We start from the raw sequence: 21,775 nt of genomic DNA on the forward strand, positions 1-21,775 counted from the left end.
AGTTACCCATGCTGTCAGTGAATCATCTCAGTGCTTCCTATGATGGGAAACCTGTTCTGGAAGACGTCTCATTACAAATTGCGAGTGGGCAACTGGTGGTGGTGCTCGGGCCGTCTGGGTGTGGGAAAACCACGTTATTGAATCTGGTTGCGGGCTTTAGTCAGCCAGATTCGGGTTCAATAACGTTGTCTGGTCGCGAAGTTACAGGGCCAAGCGCGGAACGCGGCGTGGTATTTCAAAATGAAGGCCTGTTGCCGTGGCGAAATGTTTTAGCAAACGTGGTGTTTGGTTTGCAGCTACAAGGTGTAGCACGCGATGAACGAAGCGCTATCGCGCTACGGATGCTGCGCTTGGTTGGGCTGGAAGGTTACGAACGGCACTTCATCTGGCAGCTATCGGGCGGAATGCGCCAGCGGGTGGGGATCGCCCGAGCACTGGCGGCGAACCCTCAGCTGTTGTTATTGGATGAGCCTTTTGGCGCGCTCGATGCTTTCACGCGTGAACAAATGCAAGAGTTGCTGCTGGGCGTGTGGCGTAAAACGGGTAAACAGATCTTGCTGATTACCCATGACATTGAAGAAGCGGTGTTTTTAGCCTCTGAACTGATCCTGTTGTCGCCGGGGCCGGGACGCATTGTTGAACGCTTGGCGCTGAATTTTGGCCAGCGCTATGCCGATGGTGAGCCATGCCGAGCGATTAAATCCGATCCCGCGTTTATTGAACGTCGTGAATATGTGCTTAGTCGCGTCTTCGAGCGGCGGACACCACATGCGCAAGGAGTTTGGTCATGAGTCTTCATTCCACGTTGAAGAGTAATACTGCCGATAACACGCACAAAGCAGCCATATACCAAAAGAAAAGCGCTCTCCCATCAAACGTGGTCATCAGCGCACTCACGCTGCTGGCCATTTTATTGGTGTGGTGGGGCGTAACCGCGATGCAGCTTATCAGTCCGCTGTTCTTACCCGCGCCTCAGCAGGTACTTAAGCAACTGGTGAGCATCAGTACACAAGGTTTTATGGATGCGACGTTGGGGCAACATTTAGCCGCTAGCCTTGGTCGCATTCTGGTCGCGCTGCTTGCCGCTGTGGTTATTGGTGTTCCCGTGGGAATTGCGATGGGGCTCAATCCCACCGTGCGCGGTATTTTAGACCCCATTATTGAAATCTATCGTCCGGTGCCGCCGCTGGCCTATCTTCCGTTGATGGTTATCTGGTTTGGCATTGGTGAAACATCCAAGATATTGCTGATTTATCTCGCAATTTTTGCGCCTGTCACATTGGCCGCTGCTGCGGGTGTGCGGAGCGTCGAGCAGGTGCGTGTGCGAGCGGCTCAAGCGTTAGGGGCAAATCGCTGGCAGGTGTTGTGGTATGTCGTGCTTCCCAATGCCTTGCCGGAGATTTTAACGGGCTTACGCATTGGGCTTGGCGTGGGCTGGTCTACGCTGGTGGCCGCAGAGCTGATTGCCGCTACGCGCGGTTTAGGATTTATGATTCAGTCCGCTGGTGAATTTTTAGCTACGGATGTTGTTATCGCTGGCATTAGCGTTATCGCGTTGATTGCTTTTGCATTGGAATTGGGCCTGAGAGCCTTGCAGCGCCGCTTAACCCCGTGGCATGGAGTGAAAAAATGAATGAACGTCTCGCAATTCAGCCTTTAAGCCCTGCCATTGGCGCAGTTGTTAGCAATATAGACCTCACCCGCCCGCTGAGTGATTCACAGTTTGAACAGCTCTATCATTCGCTGCTAAAGCATCAGGTACTGTTTGCGCGTGGGCAGGCTATTACGCCGTTACAGCAGCGCGAGCTAGCATCACGTTTTGGCGATCTGCATATACATCCTGTCTATCCGCATGCGGCGGGCGTGGAGGAGATCATTGAGCTCGACACGCATAACGATAATCCTCCGGACAACGATAATTGGCATACTGATGTGACCTTTATCGAGAATCCTCCACTGGGCGCAATTTTGGCCGCCAAACGTCTGCCAGAGGTGGGCGGTGATACGCTGTGGTCGAGCGGCATTGCCGCCTTCGAGGCGCTTTCACCTCAGCTCAAGATATTATTGAGTGGTCTGCAAGCCGAGCATGATTTTGAAAAGTCGTTCCCTGAATATAAGCATCTGCGTTCGGAAGAGGAACATCAACGCTGGCAGCAGGCAAAACGTCAGCATCCGCCGCTGTTGCATCCGGTGGTGCGAACGCATCCTGTGAGCGGGCGCCAGGCGCTATTTGTAAACGAAGGATTTACCACGCGTCTGGTGGGTATCCCTCAGCAGGAAGGTGGTGCGCTGTTACAGTTCCTTTTCCGGCATACGACGAAGCCTGAATTCCAAGTTCGCTGGCGTTGGCAGCAAGACGATATCGCGATTTGGGATAACCGCGTGACGCAGCACTATGCCAATGCAGACTATTTGCCTCAGCGCCGGATTATGCATCGAGCGACTATTCTGGGGGATAAGCCGTTTTATCGCAGCGAACGAAGGGTGCTTAGAGACTGATACACAACAGATTCCAGCCAACGAACGAGGTATTCCTAGTGGAATACCTCGACGTAAGGCCACTTACCGTTTAGATGCGTAGGCTAAAACGGCGGCAACCTCTTTATTACCGTTTTTGATGTGTATTTCACACAGATATCCATGTGTGATCCCAATGAACGCCAGAAGTGTTATACAGACGATCAATAGACACCAAATAACAGTTTTTTGTGGCATTTTTTGGTTTTCCTTTTCCTTGTTTTGCAACGGGGAAGAGGCTAACCTCACACTGTTGGGTATGAGGGTTGGCCTCACCTTGATTTAATATCAGGTGGGGCTTTTTCCTATCTGCCATACCACTCTATGCTTAAGACAGACAGTCCTAAGCACCCAAGCGCAGAGTAAATGCGCTTTCGGGGGCTTAACAGCGGGTTTGTGAGATTATGCGAAGTGGATTCCAGCGAATATTTCATCGCTGGCAATCAATTACAGCCTCTTTGCGAGGTTTATTCGCTTTCAGCCTCAAAGGCTTGGGTCATGGCTTCTAGCTTTTCCTGCCCATCTAACCATTCCATTTCAGCTTCTTCGAGCGCAGCCTTGGTTTGATTCTGTTGCTGTAGGCATTCGGTCAGTTCCGCTTTGCGGCTGATGTCATACAGTTCGCTATCGGCCAATTTTTCTTCGAGTACGGCTAGCTGCGCGCTCAGTTTTTCCATTTGCTGTTCCATCTTCATGATGTGCTTACGGATCGGCTGAGTTTGGGTGCGGAATTCGGCCGCACGGCGCTTTTGATCTTTGCGCGCTTGAGCGCTGTTTCCGCTAGTTTCGCCTTCGCTTTTATTGGAGACTTGCTGTGCCTGTTGACGTTGCAGGTCAATCATCCACTGTTGATAATCTTCCAAATCGCCAGCAAACGGCTCAACTTGACCATCGTGTACCAAGTACAGATCGTCGGTCGTTGAACGTAGTAAGTGACGGTCATGGGAAACCACTACCAACGCGCCTTCGAAGTCGATAAGGGCTTCGGTCAGCGCTTGGCGCATGTCCAAGTCGAGATGGTTAGTCGGTTCATCGAGCAGTAACAGATTAGGGCGCTGCCACACGACCAGTGCTAATACCAGACGCGCTTTTTCTCCGCCGGAGAAACGCGCGGTGTGCTCGGTGACTTTATCGCCGCGGAAACCAAAACCACCCAGATAGTCACGCAGTTGCTGCTCCGTTTCGCGTGGGGCTATGCGGGTAAGATGCTGCAACGGCGATTCATCTGCGCGTAAATACTCCAACTGATGCTGAGCGAAGTAGCCCAGCTTCACGCCTTTGGCTAAACCGATTTCGCCTTTTTGCGGTGCCAATTCACCGGCCAACAGCTTGATTAGCGTGGACTTACCCGCGCCGTTGCGGCCAAGCAGGCCAATGCGAGAACCGGGAACGAGATTCAGCTTGATGGAATCCAAAATGGTTTTGTCACCGTAGCCAGCGCTCACTTTTTCCATCCGCAGCAATGGATTCGGCAGGCTTTCGGGTTCGCGGAAGCTGAAGTGGAATGGATTATCGACGTGAGCTGGCGCAATGAGCTCCATTCGCTCTAGCATCTTCACGCGGCTTTGCGCCTGTTTCGCTTTAGAGGCTTTGGCTTTGAAACGATCGATGTAGCTTTGCAGATGCGCAACGCGCTGCTGCTGGCTTTCATGCATGGATTGCTGCTGTGAAAGCTTGGTAGCGCGTTGCAGCTCAAACGATGAATAATTGCCGGTGTACTCGAACATCTGCTCTTGCTCGATATGCAAGATTTTGTCGACGATCGGATCGAGGAAATCACGGTCATGGGAGATAAGGATCAATGTGCCGGTATAGCTTTTCAGCCAGCGTTCCAGCCAAATCACCGCATCTAGGTCGAGGTGGTTGGTGGGCTCATCGAGAAGCAGTAAATCGGAACGGCAAATCAGCGCTTGAGCAAGGTTAAGGCGCATACGCCAGCCGCCGGAGAAGGATTTTACCGGCTCTTCGAGCTGGCTTTGGCTAAAGCCTAAACCGTGTAGCAGGCTGGAAGCGCGAGAGCGGATTGTCCACGCTTGGATGGCGTCCAGCTTGCCATGCACTAATGCGATAGCGTTGCCGTCGTTGCGTTCGTTCGCGTCGTTGAGTTCAGACTCTAGCTGGCGGAATTCACGGTCACCGTCGAGTACATACTCTAAAGCGGGCACGTCGAGCGCAGGGGTTTCTTGGTTGACCCACGCCAGCGCCCAGTTACCAGGAAAGTTGAAACTGCCGGCATCGGCGCTCATTTCACCTTTTAACAGCGACAGCAGCGTTGATTTCCCACAGCCATTTTTACCCACCAGACCGACTTTTTGGCCGGGGTTAACCGTTGCACTGGCATTGTCTAGCAGAACGCGGGTACCGCGTCGAATTTGTAGCGATGAGAAAACAATCATAAAGCGCCGTCTATTAGAAATGTGTTAAATTACGGTTGTTTTTGCGTGAACAATAATAAGTTTTCAGAACACGCACACTATTAATTTTAATCTTAGCGCTGCATGGTAGCTGAAATGCTCACCGATGACGACGCTTTGGGGAGGGGAATAGATGTCGCAGCCACCGAAAGTATTGCTGCTGTATGCCCATCCGGAATCACAGGACTCGGTTGCAAACCGAGTTTTACTGCAGCCGGCACAGCAGTTGGAACATGTCACCGTGCACGATCTCTACGCGCACTATCCTGATTTTTTTATTGATATTCATCATGAGCAAAAGCTGCTGCGTGAGCATCAAATCATTGTTTTTCAACATCCTCTTTATACCTATAGCTGTCCTGCCTTATTGAAAGAGTGGCTGGATCGCGTGTTGTCGCGCGGTTTTGCCAGCGGCGTTGGCGGAAATGCTCTGCGCGGAAAATATTGGCGTAGCGTCGTCACAACCGGTGAGCCTGAGGGGGCTTATCAAATGGGGGGTTATAACCGTTACACCATGGATGAAGTTTTGCGTCCATTTGAGCTAACGGCAGCCATGTGCCATATGCATTGGATGACGCCAATGGTGGTGTATTGGGCTCGCCGACTTAAGCCAGACTTTTGCAAACGCATGCCAAAGCCTACGGGCAGTGGTTGGAATCACCTTTGCCTGGAGGCGGTAGCTTATGACCGAAGAGGGCTCACTCTTACCAGCGATACTGCTGTTCTTATTTGCAGCCGTCGTGGCGGTGCCGATTGCACGGCGGATCGGGATTGGTACCGTACTGGGTTTTTTGATTGCGGGTATTGCAATTGGTCCATGGGGGTTAGGGTTTATCCGCGACGTGGATGAGATCCTGCATTTTTCGGAGCTAGGTGTTGTATTCCTGCTTTTCATCATTGGCTTAGAGCTTAATCCTAGCAAGCTGTGGTCGCTTCGGCGCTCGATTTTCGGCGTAGGAGCCGGGCAGGTTTTACTGACCGCCGCCATTCTGGGTGGCTTATTGCTGTTAACGGATTTTTCATGGCAGGCTGCGGTTATTGGCGGAATTGGATTGGCGATGTCTTCCACCGCGATGGCTTTGCAGATGATGCGCGAGAAGGGGATGAACCGCAACGAAGGCGGTCAGCTCGGATTCTCAGTATTGCTGTTCCAAGATATGGCCGTGATCCCCGCATTGGCGCTAATTCCTGTTTTAGTCGGCTCTAGCAATAAAGATACGGATTGGACGTTTATTGCCATCAAAGTGGGCGCTTTGCTGGGGATGCTGATTGGTGGTCGTTTCTTACTGCGCCCCATTTTCCGCTATATCGCCGCGACCGGCGTGCGTGAGATTTTCACCGCTGCCGCATTGTTAGTGGTGCTTGGCTCAGCCATGTTCATGGATGCGTTAGGCGTTTCGATGGCGATGGGGACGTTTATCGCGGGTGTGCTGCTGGCAGAGAGCGAGTTCCAGCATGAGTTGGAAATCGCGATTGAACCGTTTAAGGGCTTGCTGCTGGGGCTGTTTTTCATCTCCGTGGGTATGGCGCTCAATTTAGGTGTTCTCTACACCCATCTGCCTGAGGTATTGGCTGGCGTCGCCATTTTAGTGGCGGTAAAAGGCGGTGTGTTATACCTGCTTGCTCGCATTGCCGGAATTCGCCGTTCGGTACGCATGCAGTTTGCCGCGGTGCTGAGCCAAGGGGGCGAATTTGCCTTCGTATTGTTCTCTGCGGCCAGCACGCAAAAATTATTGCAGGGCGATCAGATGGCGCTGTTGCTGGTGATTGTGACGCTTTCAATGGTCACTACGCCGCTGCTAATGCAGTTGGTCGATCGTATTCTGGAAAAACGCTACAACCCGCAGGAAGAGGACGTGGAAGCGCCGTTTGTGGAGGATGATGATCCTCAGGTGATTATCGTCGGTTTTGGGCGTTTTGGTCAGGTTATTGGTCGCTTGTTGATGGCGAATAAAATGCGAATCACGGTTTTGGAACGTGATGTGAGCGCCGTCAGTATGATGCGTCGCTATGGATATAAAGTTTATTACGGTGATGCCACCGAGCTGGAACTGCTACGTGCGGCAGGGGCAGAGAAGGCGGAGGCGATTGTTGTAACCTGTAATGAGCCAGAAGACACTCTCGCCGTGGTGCACTTGTGCCAACAACATTTCCCGCATTTAAAAATTCTGGCGCGTGCGCGTGGCCGCGTTGAGGCACATGAATTGTTGATGGCTGGCGTGAATCAATTTAGCCGTGAAACGTTTTCTAGTGCGCTGGAACTAGGACGTAAGGCACTGATGGAGCTGGGGATGCATCCTCATCAGGCGCATCGAGCACAGCAGCATTTTCGCCGTTTGGATATGCGCATGCTGCGTGAGCTGATGCCTCATCATCAGGGCGATGTGACGCAAATTTCACGTGTCAAAGAGGCCAGACGCGAGCTGGAGGACATTTTCCAGCGTGAGATGCAGCATGAGCGGCGGCAGATGAATGACTGGGACGAAGAAGACCTGTGAAAAAGGTCTACGAATAAGGTAACAAAATGAAAAAGAGATTTATTGCAGGAGCAACCTGTCCCGCCTGTAAGGCACAGGATACGTTGGTGGTGTGGCGAGAGAATAATATTGAGCATGCTGAGTGTGTTAAGTGCGGGCATCAGCTAAGTCAGCCAGAGGCGGATGTCAGCGAGCATGTACAGCATAACAACCAAATGATCGGTATTTTTAAGCCAGAATAAGCGGCAAGGGTGGCGTTTCAGCGAGGGATTTTTTATCCTTGTGGGTACAGTGGCGCAAAATTCCGCTACAATCTGCGCCAATTTAGTTTCCAACGCTAGGAGATATCATGAAAGTAGCAAAAGACCTGGTGGTCAGCTTGGCCTATCAGGTACGTACAGAAGACGGTGTTTTAGTTGATGAATCTCCGGTGAGTGCACCGTTGGATTATCTGCACGGACATGGCTCCCTGATTTCTGGGCTGGAAGCAGCTCTGGAAGGTCACGCTGAAGGCGATAGCTTTGACGTTCACGTTGGCGCTAATGACGCTTACGGCAACTACGATGAAAATCTGGTTCAGCGCGTTCCTAAAGACGTGTTCATGGGCGTTGACGAACTGCAGGTTGGCATGCGTTTCTTAGCTGAAACCGATCAGGGTCCAGTTCCAGTTGAAATTACCGAAGTTGACGACGACCACGTTGTTGTTGATGGTAACCACATGCTGGCTGGCCAGAACCTGAACTTCCACGTTGAAGTTATCGCAATCCGTGAAGCAACAGCTGAAGAGCTGGAGCATGGTCACGTACACGGCGAGCACGATCATCACCACGAACACGGCGAAGGCTGCTGTGGTGGTCACGGCCACGAACACGGTCACGACCATGGTGAAGAAGGCGGTTGCTGTGGTGGTCACGGCCACGAACACGGTCACGACCATGGTGAAGAAGGCGGTTGCTGTGGTGGTAATGGCAAAGGCAACGGTGGTTGCGGCTGTCATTAATTCTGTGATTGATAAGCAGAATGAAAAAAGCGGCCTTGGCCGCTTTTTTGTTGTTGAATCATCGCTCAATAGTGGGGTGGCGGTGTTTCTTCTGATGGGTGAGCCATCATCGACGGCTGTGCCGCTTTAAGCTTATCCACCAGTAAATGCATTTGTTCGCGGTATTTATTCATCTCTAGCTGAAGGGCGATAACCGTCTGGTTAAGCTCCTCAATCGTTATTTCCTGAAAAGCCAGTCGGCTTTCGAGCATTTCAAATCGGGATTCAAGCTCTTCGCGATCCCAAGCCGATGGTTGCATAATCTTTCCTCTGAAAACGGTGTAGTTTCTGTTCACAATTTCATAGGTGAAATTTCACCTCATAATCGTTATTTTACCCGTAAAGCAGGCGAATTGCGCGTTACGCTTGTTGATTGGCTCAGCGAGTGAAACTTTTTAGGCATGTTGTAGTCTGAATTTATTAGACTGGCACGCTTAGTGATTGTTTTATGCGTCAACTGACCGCTATAGTAGCCAACTACATTTAGCTCATCGTTATTTAAGGTAATTTGCCTTAAAGTTTGGAGAAATGGATGAAATCTTTTTTTAAAGTTACTGTGCTGGCAACCACAATGGCTCTGGCTCTGAATGCATCAGCGTTCGCCGCTGACGCAGCTAAAGCTGCAGATGCTGCGCCGACAGCAACTAACAGCAAATTCAAGAATGACGATCAGCAGGCAGCATACGCATTAGGTGCTTCTCTGGGACGTTATATGGAAAACTCCCTGAAAGAGCAGGAAAAACTGGGCATCAAGTTGGATAAAGACCAGCTGATCGCCGGTGTTCAAGATGCTTTCGCAGGTAAAAGCAAGCTGACCGACCAAGAAATCGAAGGCACTCTGCAGGGCTTTGAAGCACGCGTAAAAGCATCTGCACAGGCTAAGATGGAACAAGATGCTAAAGCTAACGCAGATGCGGGCAAAAAATTCCGTGATGCGTTCGCTAAAGAGAAAAACGTTAAAACCACCAAAACTGGCCTGATGTATCAAGTTGATAAAGAAGGTACCGGTGCTGAGCCAAAAGACAGCGATACCGTAGTGGTTAACTACAAAGGTACTCTGACCGATGGCACTGAGTTCGATAACTCATACAGCCGTGGTGAGCCACTGTCTTTCCGTCTTGATGGCGTTATCCCAGGCTGGACCGAAGGCCTGAAACACATCAAAAAAGGCGGCAAAATCAAGCTGGTCATCCCACCAGAATTGGCATATGGCAAAACTGGCGTCCCAGGCATCCCAGCAAACTCTACGCTGGTATTTGATGTAGAACTGTTGGACGTTAAAGCTGCACCAAAAGCTGATGCGAAAGCAGAAGCTCCAGCAAAAGCTGACGCAGCGAAAGCAGGCAAGTAATTAACTTGAATGTTTAAAAAAAGCCGTGGAATATTCCACGGCTTTTTTGTTTTTTATCGTTGGAAGGTAAAAAAAACTTTTACCCCGCTGGCCTCAAGGATTTTAATAGGGCAGCTTTGCTAAACTTTATTTGCTAACTAGCACGTTTTCTTGAATCTGCATCCATAGATGGATGCGTAGCTAAATCCTCCGTGGGGGTTGTCTTCAATGTCCAATACGCTTATGCCTGGTGACACCAGTGAGCTCGATTTACTGGATGAGCGTCCGTTCAGCCAGACCGATCATGAAATTTTGAAATCATACGAAGCCGTTGTTGATGGTCTTGCTATGCTCATTGGCTCTCATTGCGAAATCGTTTTGCATTCGCTTGAGGACTTGAAATGTTCAGCGGTACGCATTGCTAACGGTGAGCATACAGGACGAAAAATCGGTTCGCCGATTACCGATTTAGCCCTGCGCATGCTGCACGATATGGCCGGTGAAGATAGCAGCGTGTCAAAAGCGTACTTCACTCGCGCAAAAAGCGGCGTGTTGATGAAGTCGGTTACGATTGCTATTCGTAACAAAGAGCAGCGCGTTATTGGTCTGCTGTGTATCAACATGAATCTGGATGTGCCTTTCTCACAGATCATGGAAACCTTCATTCCTAAGGCTTCGCAAGACGTTGCTTCTTCAGTGAATTTTGCCTCTTCCGTGGATGACTTGGTGGCGCAGACGTTAGAGTTCACCATCGAAGAAGTAAATGCTGACCGTTCTGTATCAAACAATGCGAAGAATCGCCAAATTGTGCTGAACCTGCATGAAAAGGGCATTTTTGATATCAAAGACGCCATTAATCAGGTTGCCGACCGTCTGAATATCTCTAAGCACACGGTGTATCTGTATATTCGCCAGTTCAAAAGTGGCGACCTACAGGGCAGCGATCGCTAATGCTAAGCTACTCCTTGTTTGTGACAGGCCCTGCTTATGGCACGCAGGCGGCGAGTAGCGCCTACCAGTTTGCTCAGGCACTGGTGGCCAGCGAGCACCAATTGGTCAGCGTGTTCTTCTACCGAGAGGGCGTGAGTAACGCTAATCAGCTGACATCTCCGGCGAGTGATGAGTTCGATTTGGTTCGTGCATGGCAGAAATTAGCGCAGGAACATAACGTGGTGCTGAATGTGTGCGTTGCGGCAGCGCTGCGTCGCGGTGTGGTTTCAAAAGATGAGGCTGCACAACTTGGCTTACCTGCCGCCAATTTGCAGGATGGCTTTGTCTTGAGTGGGCTAGGTTCACTGGCTGAAGCCGCATTGACCTGCGATCGCATCATGCAATTCTGAGGGGATGGGATGAAACGTTTAGCTTTTATTTTTACTCAGCCTCCGCATACATCAAGCGCAGGACGTGAAGGATTGGATGCCTTATTGGCTGCTTCTGCCTTTAGCGAGGATATTCAGGTGTTTTTTGTTGGGGATGGTGTTTTTCAACTTTTGCCCAATCAAAAACCGGCTGAAATTCTTTGTCGAGACTATGTTTCAACCTTTGGCGTGATGCCGCTTTACGATATTGAAGACGTTTATATCTGTTCTGAGTCACTGCGTGAAAGAGGTTTACATGACAATGAGCAGTGGATTATCGACGTTCAACTGCGAACTGCGGCACAGATTCGACAAAATCTTGAACAACGCGATGTTGTGCTAACCTTTTAGCCTTTGGTGATACTTTACATGTTACATACGCTGGCAAAGTCTCCAACCTCAGCAGATCTGACAACTCTTTGCGCTATTGTGGACAATAATGACGCTATCGTGCTTCTTCAGGATGGTGTTCTGTGTGGGCTAGCAAATACCCACGCTCTTGAAAAGCTCATTTCTGCCTCCACATCCCTATATGCGCTGAATGTCGATGTTATTGCTCGAGGTTTGAGTGCTCGAATTTCATCCAATATCGTGTTGTTAGACTATAATCAGTTCGTTGAACTGAGTGCCAAACACCCTCAGCAAGTATCTTGGTGAGAATGCGATCTTGTATATTTCTTGACACCTATACTGGGCAGCCATAAAATTCTGCGTCCTCATATTTTGCCCATGGCTTTATGGGGAGATTTATCACACTTGTTTACGAAGCAAAAAACGAAGCAAATACCAGGAGCTATTAATGGCAACAATTAATCAGCTGGTACGCAAACCACGCTCCATGAAGGTTGCTAAAAGCAACGTTCCTGCGCTGGAAGCTTGCCCGCAGAAACGTGGCGTATGTACTCGCGTATATACCACCACTCCTAAAAAACCAAACTCCGCACTGCGTAAAGTTTGCCGTGTGCGTTTGACTAACGGTTTTGAAGTTACCTCCTACATCGGCGGTGAAGGTCATAACCTGCAGGAACACAGCGTGATCCTGATCCGTGGCGGTCGTGTAAAAGACTTGCCAGGTGTTCGTTACCACACCGTTCGTGGTGCGCTTGACTGCTCCGGCGTTAAAGACCGTAAGCAATCACGTTCCAAATACGGCGTGAAGAAGCCAAAGGCTTAATGGTTCTCCGTTAAGTAAGGCCAAACGTTTTAACTTTAATGTCAAACTCGAACTATAGAGTTTTGGACAACCCTGAATTAACAACGGAGTATTTCCATGCCACGTCGTCGCGTCATTGGTCAGCGTAAAATTCTGCCGGATCCTAAGTTCGGATCAGAACTGCTGGCTAAATTTGTAAACATCCTGATGGTAGATGGTAAAAAATCTACCGCAGAAGCAATCGTATATACCGCGCTGGAGACCCTGGCTCAGCGTTCTGGTAAAAACGAACTGGAAGCTTTTGAAGTAGCCCTGGACAACGTCCGCCCAACCGTCGAAGTTAAATCCCGTCGCGTTGGTGGTTCTACTTATCAGGTACCAGTAGAAGTCCGTCCGGTTCGTCGTAATGCTCTGGCAATGCGTTGGATCGTTGAAGCTGCTCGTAAACGCGGTGATAAATCCATGGCTCTGCGCCTGGCGAACGAACTTTCTGATGCTGCAGAAAACAAAGGTACTGCAGTTAAGAAACGTGAAGACGTTCACCGTATGGCCGAAGCCAACAAGGCGTTCGCTCACTATCGTTGGTAATCCCTTCATAGTGTTAGTCACCAAGCGGGCGCTTCAAGCAAGCCGCCCGCTGTGGGTAACTTAACTTGAACGTCCTAGGAATAGAGGAATCAAATGGCTCGTACAACACCCATTGCCCGCTACCGTAATATCGGTATCAGCGCACACATCGACGCCGGTAAGACTACTACTACCGAACGTATCCTTTTCTACACCGGTGTAAACCATAAAATCGGTGAAGTTCATGACGGCGCAGCCACCATGGACTGGATGGAACAGGAACAAGAACGTGGTATTACCATTACCTCTGCTGCGACCACTGCATTCTGGTCTGGCATGGCTAAACAGTTTGAACCACACCGCGTAAACATCATCGACACCCCAGGGCACGTTGACTTCACTATCGAAGTAGAACGTTCTATGCGTGTTCTTGATGGCGCTGTAATGGTTTACTGTGCCGTTGGTGGTGTTCAGCCCCAGTCTGAAACCGTATGGCGTCAGGCTAACAAATATAAAGTTCCACGCATCGCGTTCGTTAACAAAATGGACCGTATGGGTGCTAACTTCCTGAAAGTTGTTGGTCAGATCAAAACCCGTCTGGGCGCGAACCCTGTTCCGTTGCAGTTGGCGATTGGTGCTGAAGAAGGTTTCACCGGTGTTGTTGACCTGGTGAAAATGAAAGCCATCAACTGGAACGAAGCTGATGCTGGCGTTACCTTCACTTATGAAGATATCCCTGCAGACATGCAAGAACTGGCTGAAGAATGGCACCAGAATCTGATTGAATCTGCTGCTGAAGCTTCAGAAGAGCTGATGGAAAAATACTTGGGCGGCGAAGAGCTGACCGAGGAAGAAATCAAGAAAGCTCTGCGTCAGCGCGTTCTGAACAACGAAATTATTCTGGTAACCTGTGGTTCTGCATTTAAGAACAAAGGTGTTCAGGCGATGCTGGATGCGGTAATTGATTACCTGCCATCACCAACTGACGTACCTGCAATCAACGGTATGCTGGACGACGGTAAAGATACTCCGGCTGAGCGTCATGCGAGCGATGAAGAGCCATTTGCTGCTCTGGCGTTCAAAATTGCTACCGACCCGTTTGTTGGTAACCTGACCTTCTTCCGCGTGTACTCTGGCGTAGTTAACTCCGGTGACACCGTTCTGAACTCAGTGAAATCAGCACGTGAACGTTTTGGTCGTATCGTTCAGATGCACGCTAACAAGCGTGAAGAGATCAAAGAAGTTCGCGCAGGCGATATCGCAGCTGCGATCGGTCTGAAAGACGTGACTACTGGTGATACTCTGTGTGATCCAGACAACGTGATCATTCTTGAGCGTATGGAATTCCCTGAACCGGTAATCTCCATCGCAGTAGAACCAAAAACCAAAGCTGACCAAGAAAAAATGGGTCTGGCTCTGGGCCGTCTGGCTAAAGAAGACCCATCATTCCGCGTATGGACTGATGAAGAATCTAACCAGACCATCATCGCAGGTATGGGTGAGCTGCACCTCGACATCATCGTTGACCGCATGAAGCGTGAATTCAACGTTGAAGCGAACGTCGGTAAACCTCAGGTTGCTTATCGTGAAGCGATTCGCACGAAAGTTACCGATATCGAAGGTAAACACGCCAAGCAGTCTGGTGGTCGTGGTCAGTACGGTCATGTTGTTATCGACATGTACCCACTGGAGCCGGGCTCGAATCCGAAAGGTTACGAGTTCATCAACGACATCAAAGGTGGTGTAATTCCTGGCGAATACATCCCTGCCGTTGATAAAGGTATCCAGGAGCAGCTGAAATCTGGTCCACTGGCTGGTTATCCGGTAGTTGACCTCGGCGTGCGTCTGCACTTCGGTTCTTACCATGACGTTGACTCCTCTGAGCTGGCGTTTAAACTGGCCGCTTCTATCGCCTTCAAAGATGGCTTTAAGAAAGCGAAACCAGTTCTGCTTGAGCCTATCATGAAGGTTGAAGTAGAGACTCCGGAAGAGAACACTGGTGACGTTATCGGTGACCTTAGCCGTCGTCGCGGTATGCTGCGTGGTCAAGAATCCAACGTTACTGGCGTTGTGATTCATGCTGAAGTTCCGTTGTCTGAAATGTTCGGATACGCAACTCAGCTGCGTTCTCTGACCAAAGGTCGTGCATCTTACTCCATGGAATTCCTGAAGTATGATGATGCGCCTAACAACGTTGCTCAGGCCGTTATTGAAGCTCGTGGCAAATAAGCTACTAGTTTAAAACATTGATCCCGTGCTCTCTCTATGAAGGGAGAGCACAAGAGTAAGGAATAAAGCCGTGTCTAAAGAAAAATTTGAACGTACAAAACCGCACGTTAACGTTGGTACAATCGGCCACGTTGACCACGGTAAAACTACCCTGACTGCTGCAATCACTACCGTTCTGGCTAAAACCTACGGTGGTTCTGCACGTGCATTCGACCAGATCGATAACGCGCCAGAAGAAAAAGCTCGTGGTATCACCATCAACACTTCTCACGTTGAATATGACACCCCGACTCGCCACTACGCACACGTAGACTGCCCAGGCCACGCCGACTATGTTAAAAACATGATCACCGGTGCTGCGCAGATGGACGGCGCGATCCTGGTTGTTGCTGCGACTGACGGCCCTATGCCTCAGACTCGTGAGCACATCCTGCTGGGTCGTCAGGTTGGCGTTCCTTACATCATCGTATTCCTGAACAAATGCGACATGGTTGATGATGAAGAGCTGCTGGAGCTGGTAGAAATGGAAGTTCGTGAACTTCTGTCTCAGTACGACTTCCCAGGCAATGATACTCCAATCATCCGTGGTTCTGCTCTGAAAGCGCTGGAAGGCGAAGCTGAGTGGGAAGCTAAGATCGTAGAACTGGCTGAAACTCTGGATTCTTACATCCCAGAACCAGAACGTGCTATCGACAAGCCATTCCTGCTGCCAATCGAAGACGTATTCTCAATCTCTGGCCGTGGTACTGTTGTTACCGGTCGTGTAGAGCGCGGTATCGTTAAAGTTGGTGAAGAAGTTGAGATTGTTGGTATCAAAGATACCGTTAAATCAACTTGTACCGGCGTTGAAATGTTCCGTAAACTGCTGGACGAAGGTCGTGCAGGCGAGAACGTTGGTGTTCTGCTGCGTGGTATCAAGCGTGAAGACATCGAACGTGGTCAGGTTCTGGCTAAACCAGGTTCTATCAAACCACACACCAAGTTCGAATCAGAAGTTTATATTCTGAGCAAAGATGAAGGCGGCCGTCATACTCCGTTCTTCAAAGGCTACCGTCCACAGTTCTACTTCCGTACAACTGACGTGACCGGTACCATCGAACTGCCAGAAGGCGTGGAAATGGTAATGCCAGGCGATAACATCAAAATGATCGTTACCCTGATCCACCCAATCGCAATGGACGATGGTCTGCGTTTCGCAATCCGCGAAGGCGGCCGTACCGTTGGTGCTGGTGTTGTTGCTAAGGTAATGAGCTAATATTTAGCTTCTGAACCAAATGCAGTAAAAGGGCGCTTAGGCGCCCTTTTTTATTACAAGAAAAACATGAACTGATTCAAGTTAGTACGGTTTATAAGCAGTAAAGTTAGATACCTTTATTGAAATGATAACGTTTATTATTTAGACTATTATTATCAAATCAGTAAAGAGTAAAATATGTACGTTTGCTTATGTAATGGGATTTCGGACAAAACAATACGTCATGCAATCCGCAAATATCAGCCGAGCTCTCTCCATCATTTGCGCAAAATCGTTCCTTTCGGATCTGAATGCGGCAAATGTATTCGTCAGGCTCGCGAGATTTTTGATGAGGAAAACGCGGTACTTCAAAGCAACTTCATAAACGTGGCATAAAAGTATGGTTATTTTTTGACTCTTCAGACTCTGGTTCTACACTAAAAGAACTGGAAGCGGAGGGTTTTGTTTATGAAAGGCGATAAAAAAGTTATTGGCCACCTCAATAAGCTACTTGGTAATGAACTCGTAGCCATCAATCAGTATTTCCTTCATGCCCGTATGTTTAAAAATTGGGGACTCACACGACTCAATGATATTGAGTACCACGAGTCGATCGATGAGATGAAGCATGCCGACCGTTACATCGAAAGAATTCTTTTTTTAGAAGGACTGCCAAATCTTCAAGATCTAGGGAAAATCAATATCGGAGAAGATGTGGAAGAAATGCTGAAATCCGATCTTAAGTTAGAACTCGACGGCGCGAAGAACTTGCGTGAAGGTATCGCTTATGCGGATTCAGTCCATGACTATGTCAGTCGTGATCTCATGATTGAAGTCCTGTCTGATGAAGAAAAACATATTGATTGGCTAGAGACTGAGCTTGAGCTTATTCAACGTTTGGGTATCCAGAATTACCTGTTAGCTCAGGTGAAAGAAGAAGCTTAATTTCCATGAGTGCAATATATCGAAAATAACCACCCAGCCGGCGATGGCCAAACAAGGTCCAAAAGGCAGAGGGTGGTTTTTTTGTCACTGAGTGTAGTTGCCGAATTCCCCACCAGATAATTCCTACAAATGATGCAATAGCAGATATCAGCGCCAAATTTTCATATCCAGCCCATGCGCCAAGTGCGGCCAATAGTTTGGCATCGCCTAATCCGATCCCCATCTTTCCTGCCAAATGTCTAGTTGCCCAGCCTAGAAACCAAATAAAGATATAACCCGTGATGGCACCTACAACGGCGTGTTCTATAGGGATTGCATTAGTGTAAGCATTAAAACAAAGACCGAGCCAAAGTAGGGGGAAGGTAAGTACATCGGGTAAGAGGTAATGTTGAATATCCAAAAGGGACAAAGTAATGAGAAACCAGCTGATTAGCCAAATAATGGGTAAAATTGTTAGGCTGATATGGGGCCAAATGGATATGCTTAGAAAAAGCAGAGTATAGCTGGCTTGTTCCCTTAGGCTACCTTTGCAAATAGAAGGCAAAGCCAGAGTGTTAAAAGTGGTAACTGCATCTATTGAACAAAATCGTCTAAGTATGGCACTCCTTGCGATGTGAGTGGCGCAACCACCGCAACAGGCAAATACGAGGCTTAGTGCTACACGCGCTCCACGATCTGACATCACGCAAGAATAGATTTCCGTAAACAATTCCATCTGTGTTTTCTCCATTCGATATACGCAACATCATATCCGGGCACATCGAGCTATAGAGGCGGTTTTATTGGAATCAATGTCACACGATTGTATGAATTTTATGCAAATTAGATCTAGGGCGCGTATTTTACTCGTGTGTATTTGAAGAAAATCAAATCGTGCAGGCAGGATAGGGTAAGAACCTTTCCACTATTTTTACGCATTTAGGTTGCTTCCTGAGCTGGTTTACGTATAATGCGCGGGCTTACCTAATCTTGGTAAGTCTGATTCTGAATCAGAGATGGTCCTAGACTATCGAACAATACTCCCGATATGGGGGTTATATGTTGAACGATTACACTCCCCCATCAATCGAAATGGGTGCGAGGAGTAATTTTTTACGTTTATAAAATAATTGGAGCTCTGGTCTCATGCAGAACCAAAGAATCCGTATCCGCCTGAAAGCGTTTGATCATCGTCTGATCGATCAATCAACTGCGGAAATCGTCGAGACTGCTAAGCGCACTGGTGCGCAAGTCCGTGGTCCGATCCCGCTGCCGACCCGCAAAGAGCGCTTTACCGTTCTGATTTCTCCGCACGTCAACAAAGACGCGCGCGATCAGTACGAAATTCGCACTCACAAGCGTCTGGTTGACATCGTTGAGCTAACCGAGAAAACCGTTGATGCTCTGATGCGTCTGGATCTGGCTGCTGGTGTAGACGTGCAGATCAGCCTGGGTTAATCAGGTCATTGAACGATTGAGAGGTTGAAACAATGATTGGTTTAGTCGGTAAAAAAGTGGGTATGACCCGCATCTTCACTGAAGATGGCGTATCTATCCCAGTAACCGTTATCGAAATCGAAGCAAACCGTGTTACTCAGGTGAAAAGCCTGGATAACGACGGCTACTGCGCTGTACAGGTAACTACGGGTGCTAAAAAAGCAAACCGTGTATCTAAGCCAGAAGCTGGTCACTTCGCTAAAGCTGGCGTAGAAGCTGGCCGCACCCTGCGCGAATTCCGTCTGAACGAAGGCGAAGAGTTCACTGTAGGTCAGAGCATTAGCGTTGAAATTTTTGCTGACGTTAAAAAAGTTGACGTTACCGGTACTTCTAAAGGTAAAGGTTTTGCTGGCGCAGTTAAGCGCTGGAACTTCCGTACCCAAGATGCTACCCATGGTAACTCCTTGTCTCACCGCGTTCCGGGTTCTATCGGTCAGAACCAGACTCCGGGCAAAGTGTTCAAAGGCAAGAAAATGGCAGGCCAACTGGGTAACGAACGCGTAACCGTTCAGAGCCTGGATGTAGTACGTGTTGACGCTGAGCGCAACCTGCTGCTGGTTAAGGGTGCTGTTCCGGGTGCAACCGGTGGCGACCTGATCGTTAAACCAGCTGTTAAGGCGTGAGGAGATAGGAATGGAATTAGTATTGAAAGACGCGCAAAGCGCGCTGACTGTTTCCGAAACTACCTTCGGTCGTGATTTCAACGAAGCGCTGGTACACCAGGTTGTAGTTGCTTATGCAGCTGGTGCCCGTCAAGGTACTCGTGCTCAGAAGACCCGTGCTGAAGTAACTGGTTCAGGCAAAAAACCGTGGCGTCAGAAAGGTACTGGTCGCGCTCGTTCTGGTTCTGTTAAGAGCCCGATCTGGCGTTCCGGTGGCGTTTCATTCGCTGCGAAGCCTCAGGATCACAGTCAAAAAGTTAACAAAAAGATGTACCGCGGCGCGCTGAAAAGCATTCTGTCCGAACTGGTACGTCAAGATCGTCTGATCGTCGTTGAGAAGTTCTCTGTAGAAGCGCCTAAAACTAAGCTGCTGGCACAGAAACTGAAAGACATGGCGCTGGAAGACGTGCTGATTGTAACCGGCGAAGTCGACGAAAATCTGTTCCTGGCCGCTCGCAACCTGTACAAGGTTGATGTGCGTGACGTTACAGGTATCGACCCAGTTAGCTTGATCGCCTTCGACAAAGTGGTTATGACCGCTGACGCTGTGAAGCAAGTTGAGGAGATGCTGGCATGATCCGTGAAGAACGTCTGCTGAAAGTACTGCGCGCGCCGCACGTTTCTGAAAAAGCGTCTATGGTGATGGAAAAAACCAACACCATCGTTCTCAAAGTTGCTAAAGACGCAACTAAAGCAGAAATCAAAGCCGCAGTTAAGAAACTGTTCGAAGTTGAAGTTGATGCAGTTCACACCCTGGTAGTTAAAGGTAAAGTGAAGCGTCACGGTCAGCGTGTTGGTCGTCGTAGCGACTGGAAAAAAGCTTACGTCACCCTGAAAGAAGGCCAGAATCTGGACTTCATCGGCGGCGCAGAGTAAGTCGGAGGAGTAGCGAACAATGGCAATTGTTAAATGTAAACCGACATCTCCGGGTCGTCGCCACGTTGTTAAAGTGGTTAACCCTGAGCTGCACAAGGGCAAACCGTATGCCCCGTTGCTTGAAAAACTGAGCAAATCCGGTGGCCGTAACAACAATGGCCGCATCACCACTCGTCACATCGGTGGTGGTCACAAACAGCATTATCGTCTGGTTGACTTCAAACGCAACAAAGATGGTATTCCTGCTGTTGTTGAGCGTCTGGAATATGATCCGAACCGTTCTGCGAACATCGCACTGGTTCTGTACAAAGACGGCGAACGCCGTTATATCCTGGCGCCTAAAGGCCTGAAAGCGGGTGACCAGATTCAGTCTGGTGTTGATGCTGCTATCAAACCTGGCAACACCTTGCCGATGCGTAACATCCCGGTTGGTTCTACCGTTCATAACGTAGAAATGAAACCAGGCAAAGGTGGTCAGCTAGCTCGTTCTGCTGGCGCATACGTTCAGATCGTTGCTCGCGATGGTGCATATGTCACCCTGCGTCTGCGTTCTGGTGAAATGCGTAAAATCCCATCCGACTGCCGTGCTACTTTAGGCGAAGTTGGTAACGCTGAGCATATGCTGCGCGTTCTGGGTAAAGCAGGTGCAAGCCGCTGGCGTGGTGTTCGTCCTACCGTTCGCGGTACTGCGATGAACCCAGTCGACCATCCACACGGTGGTGGTGAAGGTCGTAACTTTGGTAAGCACCCTGTTTCCCCATGGGGCCTGCAGACCAAAGGTAAGAAGACCCGCAGCAACAAGCGTACTGATAAATTCATCGTACGTCGCCGTAGTAAAAAATAATTAGAGGATAAGCCATGCCACGTTCTCTCAAGAAAGGTCCTTTCATTGACCTGCACTTGCTGAAGAAGGTAGAGAAAGCGGTGGAAAGCGGAGACAAAAAGCCTATTAAGACTTGGTCCCGTCGTTCAACGGTCTTTCCAAACATGATCGGTTTGACCATCGCTGTCCATAATGGTCGTCAGCACGTTCCAGTATTTGTAGCCGATGAAATGGTCGGTCACAAGTTAGGTGAATTCGCGCCGACTCGTACTTATCGCGGCCATGCGGCTGATAAAAAAGCTAAAAAGCGCTAAGGTAGGAGGAAGAGATGGAAACTATCGCTAAACATCGCCACGCTCGTTCTTCTGCTCAGAAGGTTCGCCTCGTTGCTGACCTGATCCGCGGTAAGAAAGTGTCGCAAGCTCTGGAAACTTTAGCCTACACCAACAAGAAAGCTGCTGGTCTGGTTAAGAAAGTACTTGAGTCTGCTATTGCTAACGCAGAACACAACGATGGCGCTGACATCGATGATCTGAAAGTGACGAAAATCTTCGTCGACGAAGGCCCAAGCATGAAGCGCATTATGCCGCGTGCTAAAGGTCGTGCAGATCGTATCCTGAAGCGCACCAGCCACATTACAGTGGTTGTGTCCGATCGCTGAGACTCTGGAGACTA

General features: G+C 49.3%; 28 protein-coding genes and 1 pseudogene. 25 read left to right on the forward strand and 4 right to left on the reverse strand.

The genetic code is table 11. The features are described 5' to 3' along the window. Positions 1–8 precede the first annotated feature (8 nt). Genes tauB through tauD form a run of 3 tightly spaced genes read left to right on the forward strand, consistent with a single transcriptional unit; the run spans position 9 to position 2,499 of the window. Complete coding sequence (gene tauB / locus DSM2777_RS05035; protein ID WP_061553335.1) at positions 9–791, forward strand: taurine ABC transporter ATP-binding subunit; 783 nt, start codon at positions 9–11, stop codon at positions 789–791. Next, the gene (gene tauC / locus DSM2777_RS05040; RefSeq protein ID WP_061553336.1) at positions 788–1,633 is read left to right on the forward strand and encodes a taurine ABC transporter permease TauC; all 846 of its coding nucleotides are present in this window, start codon (positions 788–790) and stop codon (positions 1,631–1,633) included. The genes tauB and tauC overlap by 4 nt, the downstream gene beginning before the upstream one ends. After that, a complete protein-coding gene (tauD, locus tag DSM2777_RS05045) occupies positions 1,630–2,499 on the forward strand; it encodes a taurine dioxygenase (RefSeq protein WP_061553337.1) in 870 nt (289 codons plus the stop codon). The genes tauC and tauD overlap by 4 nt, the downstream gene beginning before the upstream one ends. A gap of 63 nt (positions 2,500–2,562) precedes the next feature. Here the strand turns inward: tauD and DSM2777_RS05050 are convergent, their stop codons facing one another. After that, entirely contained in the window at positions 2,563–2,715 is a 153-nt protein-coding gene (locus DSM2777_RS05050) for a Hok/Gef family protein (protein WP_040046978.1), read from the reverse strand. Between the two features lie 269 nt (positions 2,716–2,984). After that, a complete protein-coding gene (locus tag DSM2777_RS05055) occupies positions 2,985–4,913 on the reverse strand; it encodes an ABC transporter ATP-binding protein (RefSeq protein WP_061553338.1) in 1,929 nt (642 codons plus the stop codon). 151 nt (positions 4,914–5,064) lie between these two features. Between DSM2777_RS05055 and kefG the strand changes: the two are divergent. From kefG to slyD, 4 genes and pseudogenes are all read left to right on the forward strand, one after another. Continuing rightward, positions 5,065–5,618 (forward strand): annotated as a pseudogene (kefG, locus tag DSM2777_RS05060) (glutathione-regulated potassium-efflux system ancillary protein KefG). Further along, on the forward strand, positions 5,615–7,429 hold the full coding sequence (kefB, locus tag DSM2777_RS05065; RefSeq protein WP_061553339.1) for a glutathione-regulated potassium-efflux system protein KefB: 1,815 nt from the start codon (positions 5,615–5,617) through the stop codon (positions 7,427–7,429). The pseudogene kefG and the gene kefB overlap by 4 nt, the downstream one beginning before the upstream one ends. Before the next feature lie 26 nt (positions 7,430–7,455). Continuing rightward, the gene (locus DSM2777_RS05070; protein WP_004090904.1) at positions 7,456–7,650 is read left to right on the forward strand and encodes a YheV family putative zinc ribbon protein; all 195 of its coding nucleotides are present in this window, start codon (positions 7,456–7,458) and stop codon (positions 7,648–7,650) included. Positions 7,651–7,757: 107 nt separating this feature from the next. Next, positions 7,758–8,408, forward strand: a complete 651-nt coding sequence (gene slyD / locus DSM2777_RS05075; RefSeq protein WP_061553340.1) for a peptidylprolyl isomerase — start codon at positions 7,758–7,760, stop codon at positions 8,406–8,408. Between the two features lie 65 nt (positions 8,409–8,473). On the opposite strand, the gene DSM2777_RS05080 is transcribed toward slyD, so the two are convergent. Then, positions 8,474–8,707, reverse strand: coding sequence for a SlyX family protein (locus tag DSM2777_RS05080; RefSeq protein WP_025799204.1), 234 nt, complete (start codon positions 8,705–8,707; stop codon positions 8,474–8,476). Between the two features lie 272 nt (positions 8,708–8,979). Between DSM2777_RS05080 and fkpA the strand changes: the two genes are divergently transcribed. The 11 genes from fkpA (at position 8,980) to bfr (ending at position 17,263) form a co-directional block, all read left to right on the forward strand. Beyond that, the gene (gene fkpA / locus DSM2777_RS05085; RefSeq protein WP_040046973.1) at positions 8,980–9,798 is read left to right on the forward strand and encodes an FKBP-type peptidyl-prolyl cis-trans isomerase; all 819 of its coding nucleotides are present in this window, start codon (positions 8,980–8,982) and stop codon (positions 9,796–9,798) included. Positions 9,799–10,005: 207 nt separating this feature from the next. Then, a complete protein-coding gene (locus tag DSM2777_RS05090; RefSeq protein ID WP_008815470.1) occupies positions 10,006–10,728 on the forward strand; it encodes a helix-turn-helix transcriptional regulator in 723 nt (240 codons plus the stop codon). Further along, on the forward strand, positions 10,728–11,117 hold the full coding sequence (gene tusD, locus DSM2777_RS05095; RefSeq protein ID WP_046450571.1) for a sulfurtransferase complex subunit TusD: 390 nt from the start codon (positions 10,728–10,730) through the stop codon (positions 11,115–11,117). The genes DSM2777_RS05090 and tusD overlap by 1 nt, the downstream gene beginning before the upstream one ends. 9 nt (positions 11,118–11,126) lie before the next feature. Continuing rightward, positions 11,127–11,486 carry a sulfurtransferase complex subunit TusC gene (tusC, locus tag DSM2777_RS05100; protein ID WP_043489377.1) on the forward strand — a complete coding sequence of 120 codons (360 nt, stop codon included), beginning with the start codon at positions 11,127–11,129 and terminating at the stop codon, positions 11,484–11,486. 18 nt (positions 11,487–11,504) lie between these two features. Continuing rightward, positions 11,505–11,792 carry a sulfurtransferase complex subunit TusB gene (tusB, locus tag DSM2777_RS05105; RefSeq protein ID WP_061553341.1) on the forward strand — a complete coding sequence of 96 codons (288 nt, stop codon included), beginning with the start codon at positions 11,505–11,507 and terminating at the stop codon, positions 11,790–11,792. A 142-nt stretch (positions 11,793–11,934) separates the two neighbouring features. Beyond that, positions 11,935–12,309 (forward strand): 30S ribosomal protein S12, encoded by a 375-nt coding sequence (gene rpsL / locus DSM2777_RS05110; RefSeq protein ID WP_002212323.1) that lies wholly within the window; start codon positions 11,935–11,937, stop codon positions 12,307–12,309. Positions 12,310–12,405: 96 nt separating this feature from the next. After that, positions 12,406–12,876: a 30S ribosomal protein S7 gene (gene rpsG / locus DSM2777_RS05115; protein WP_017803037.1), complete on the forward strand. Its 471-nt coding sequence runs from the start codon at positions 12,406–12,408 to the stop codon at positions 12,874–12,876. A gap of 93 nt (positions 12,877–12,969) precedes the next feature. Continuing rightward, entirely contained in the window at positions 12,970–15,084 is a 2,115-nt protein-coding gene (gene fusA, locus DSM2777_RS05120) for an elongation factor G (RefSeq protein WP_046460033.1), read from the forward strand. A 70-nt stretch (positions 15,085–15,154) separates the two neighbouring features. Continuing rightward, positions 15,155–16,339 (forward strand): elongation factor Tu, encoded by a 1,185-nt coding sequence (tuf, locus tag DSM2777_RS05125; protein WP_061553342.1) that lies wholly within the window; start codon positions 15,155–15,157, stop codon positions 16,337–16,339. 177 nt (positions 16,340–16,516) lie between these two features. After that, positions 16,517–16,714 carry a bacterioferritin-associated ferredoxin gene (gene bfd, locus DSM2777_RS05130; RefSeq protein ID WP_061553343.1) on the forward strand — a complete coding sequence of 66 codons (198 nt, stop codon included), beginning with the start codon at positions 16,517–16,519 and terminating at the stop codon, positions 16,712–16,714. 72 nt (positions 16,715–16,786) lie between these two features. After that, complete coding sequence (gene bfr, locus DSM2777_RS05135) at positions 16,787–17,263, forward strand: bacterioferritin (protein ID WP_046458476.1); 477 nt, start codon at positions 16,787–16,789, stop codon at positions 17,261–17,263. Here bfr and DSM2777_RS23640 read toward each other — a convergent pair. Next, a complete protein-coding gene (locus DSM2777_RS23640) occupies positions 17,205–17,978 on the reverse strand; it encodes a prepilin peptidase (RefSeq protein WP_064645379.1) in 774 nt (257 codons plus the stop codon). The two genes, bfr and DSM2777_RS23640, sit on opposite strands and share 59 nt — an antisense overlap. Before the next feature lie 410 nt (positions 17,979–18,388). Between DSM2777_RS23640 and rpsJ the strand changes: the two genes are divergently transcribed. The 7 genes from rpsJ to rplV are packed head-to-tail and all read left to right on the forward strand — an operon-like array spanning position 18,389 to position 21,761. Continuing rightward, positions 18,389–18,700, forward strand: coding sequence for a 30S ribosomal protein S10 (gene rpsJ / locus DSM2777_RS05140; RefSeq protein WP_061553344.1), 312 nt, complete (start codon positions 18,389–18,391; stop codon positions 18,698–18,700). 32 nt (positions 18,701–18,732) lie between these two features. Then, complete coding sequence (gene rplC / locus DSM2777_RS05145) at positions 18,733–19,362, forward strand: 50S ribosomal protein L3 (RefSeq protein ID WP_061553345.1); 630 nt, start codon at positions 18,733–18,735, stop codon at positions 19,360–19,362. Between the two features lie 10 nt (positions 19,363–19,372). Then, positions 19,373–19,978 carry a 50S ribosomal protein L4 gene (gene rplD, locus DSM2777_RS05150; protein WP_004846606.1) on the forward strand — a complete coding sequence of 202 codons (606 nt, stop codon included), beginning with the start codon at positions 19,373–19,375 and terminating at the stop codon, positions 19,976–19,978. Further along, positions 19,975–20,277, forward strand: a complete 303-nt coding sequence (gene rplW, locus DSM2777_RS05155) for a 50S ribosomal protein L23 (RefSeq protein WP_004846604.1) — start codon at positions 19,975–19,977, stop codon at positions 20,275–20,277. The genes rplD and rplW overlap by 4 nt, the downstream gene beginning before the upstream one ends. 19 nt (positions 20,278–20,296) lie before the next feature. After that, positions 20,297–21,121: a 50S ribosomal protein L2 gene (gene rplB / locus DSM2777_RS05160; protein ID WP_025802669.1), complete on the forward strand. Its 825-nt coding sequence runs from the start codon at positions 20,297–20,299 to the stop codon at positions 21,119–21,121. Positions 21,122–21,135: 14 nt separating this feature from the next. Then, complete coding sequence (gene rpsS, locus DSM2777_RS05165) at positions 21,136–21,414, forward strand: 30S ribosomal protein S19 (protein WP_004846600.1); 279 nt, start codon at positions 21,136–21,138, stop codon at positions 21,412–21,414. Positions 21,415–21,428: 14 nt separating this feature from the next. Next, on the forward strand, positions 21,429–21,761 hold the full coding sequence (rplV, locus tag DSM2777_RS05170) for a 50S ribosomal protein L22 (protein WP_004391423.1): 333 nt from the start codon (positions 21,429–21,431) through the stop codon (positions 21,759–21,761). Positions 21,762–21,775: the final 14 nt, after the last annotated feature.

Source organism: Obesumbacterium proteus (assembly GCF_001586165.1).
Lineage (GTDB): Bacteria > Pseudomonadota > Gammaproteobacteria > Enterobacterales > Enterobacteriaceae > Hafnia > Hafnia protea.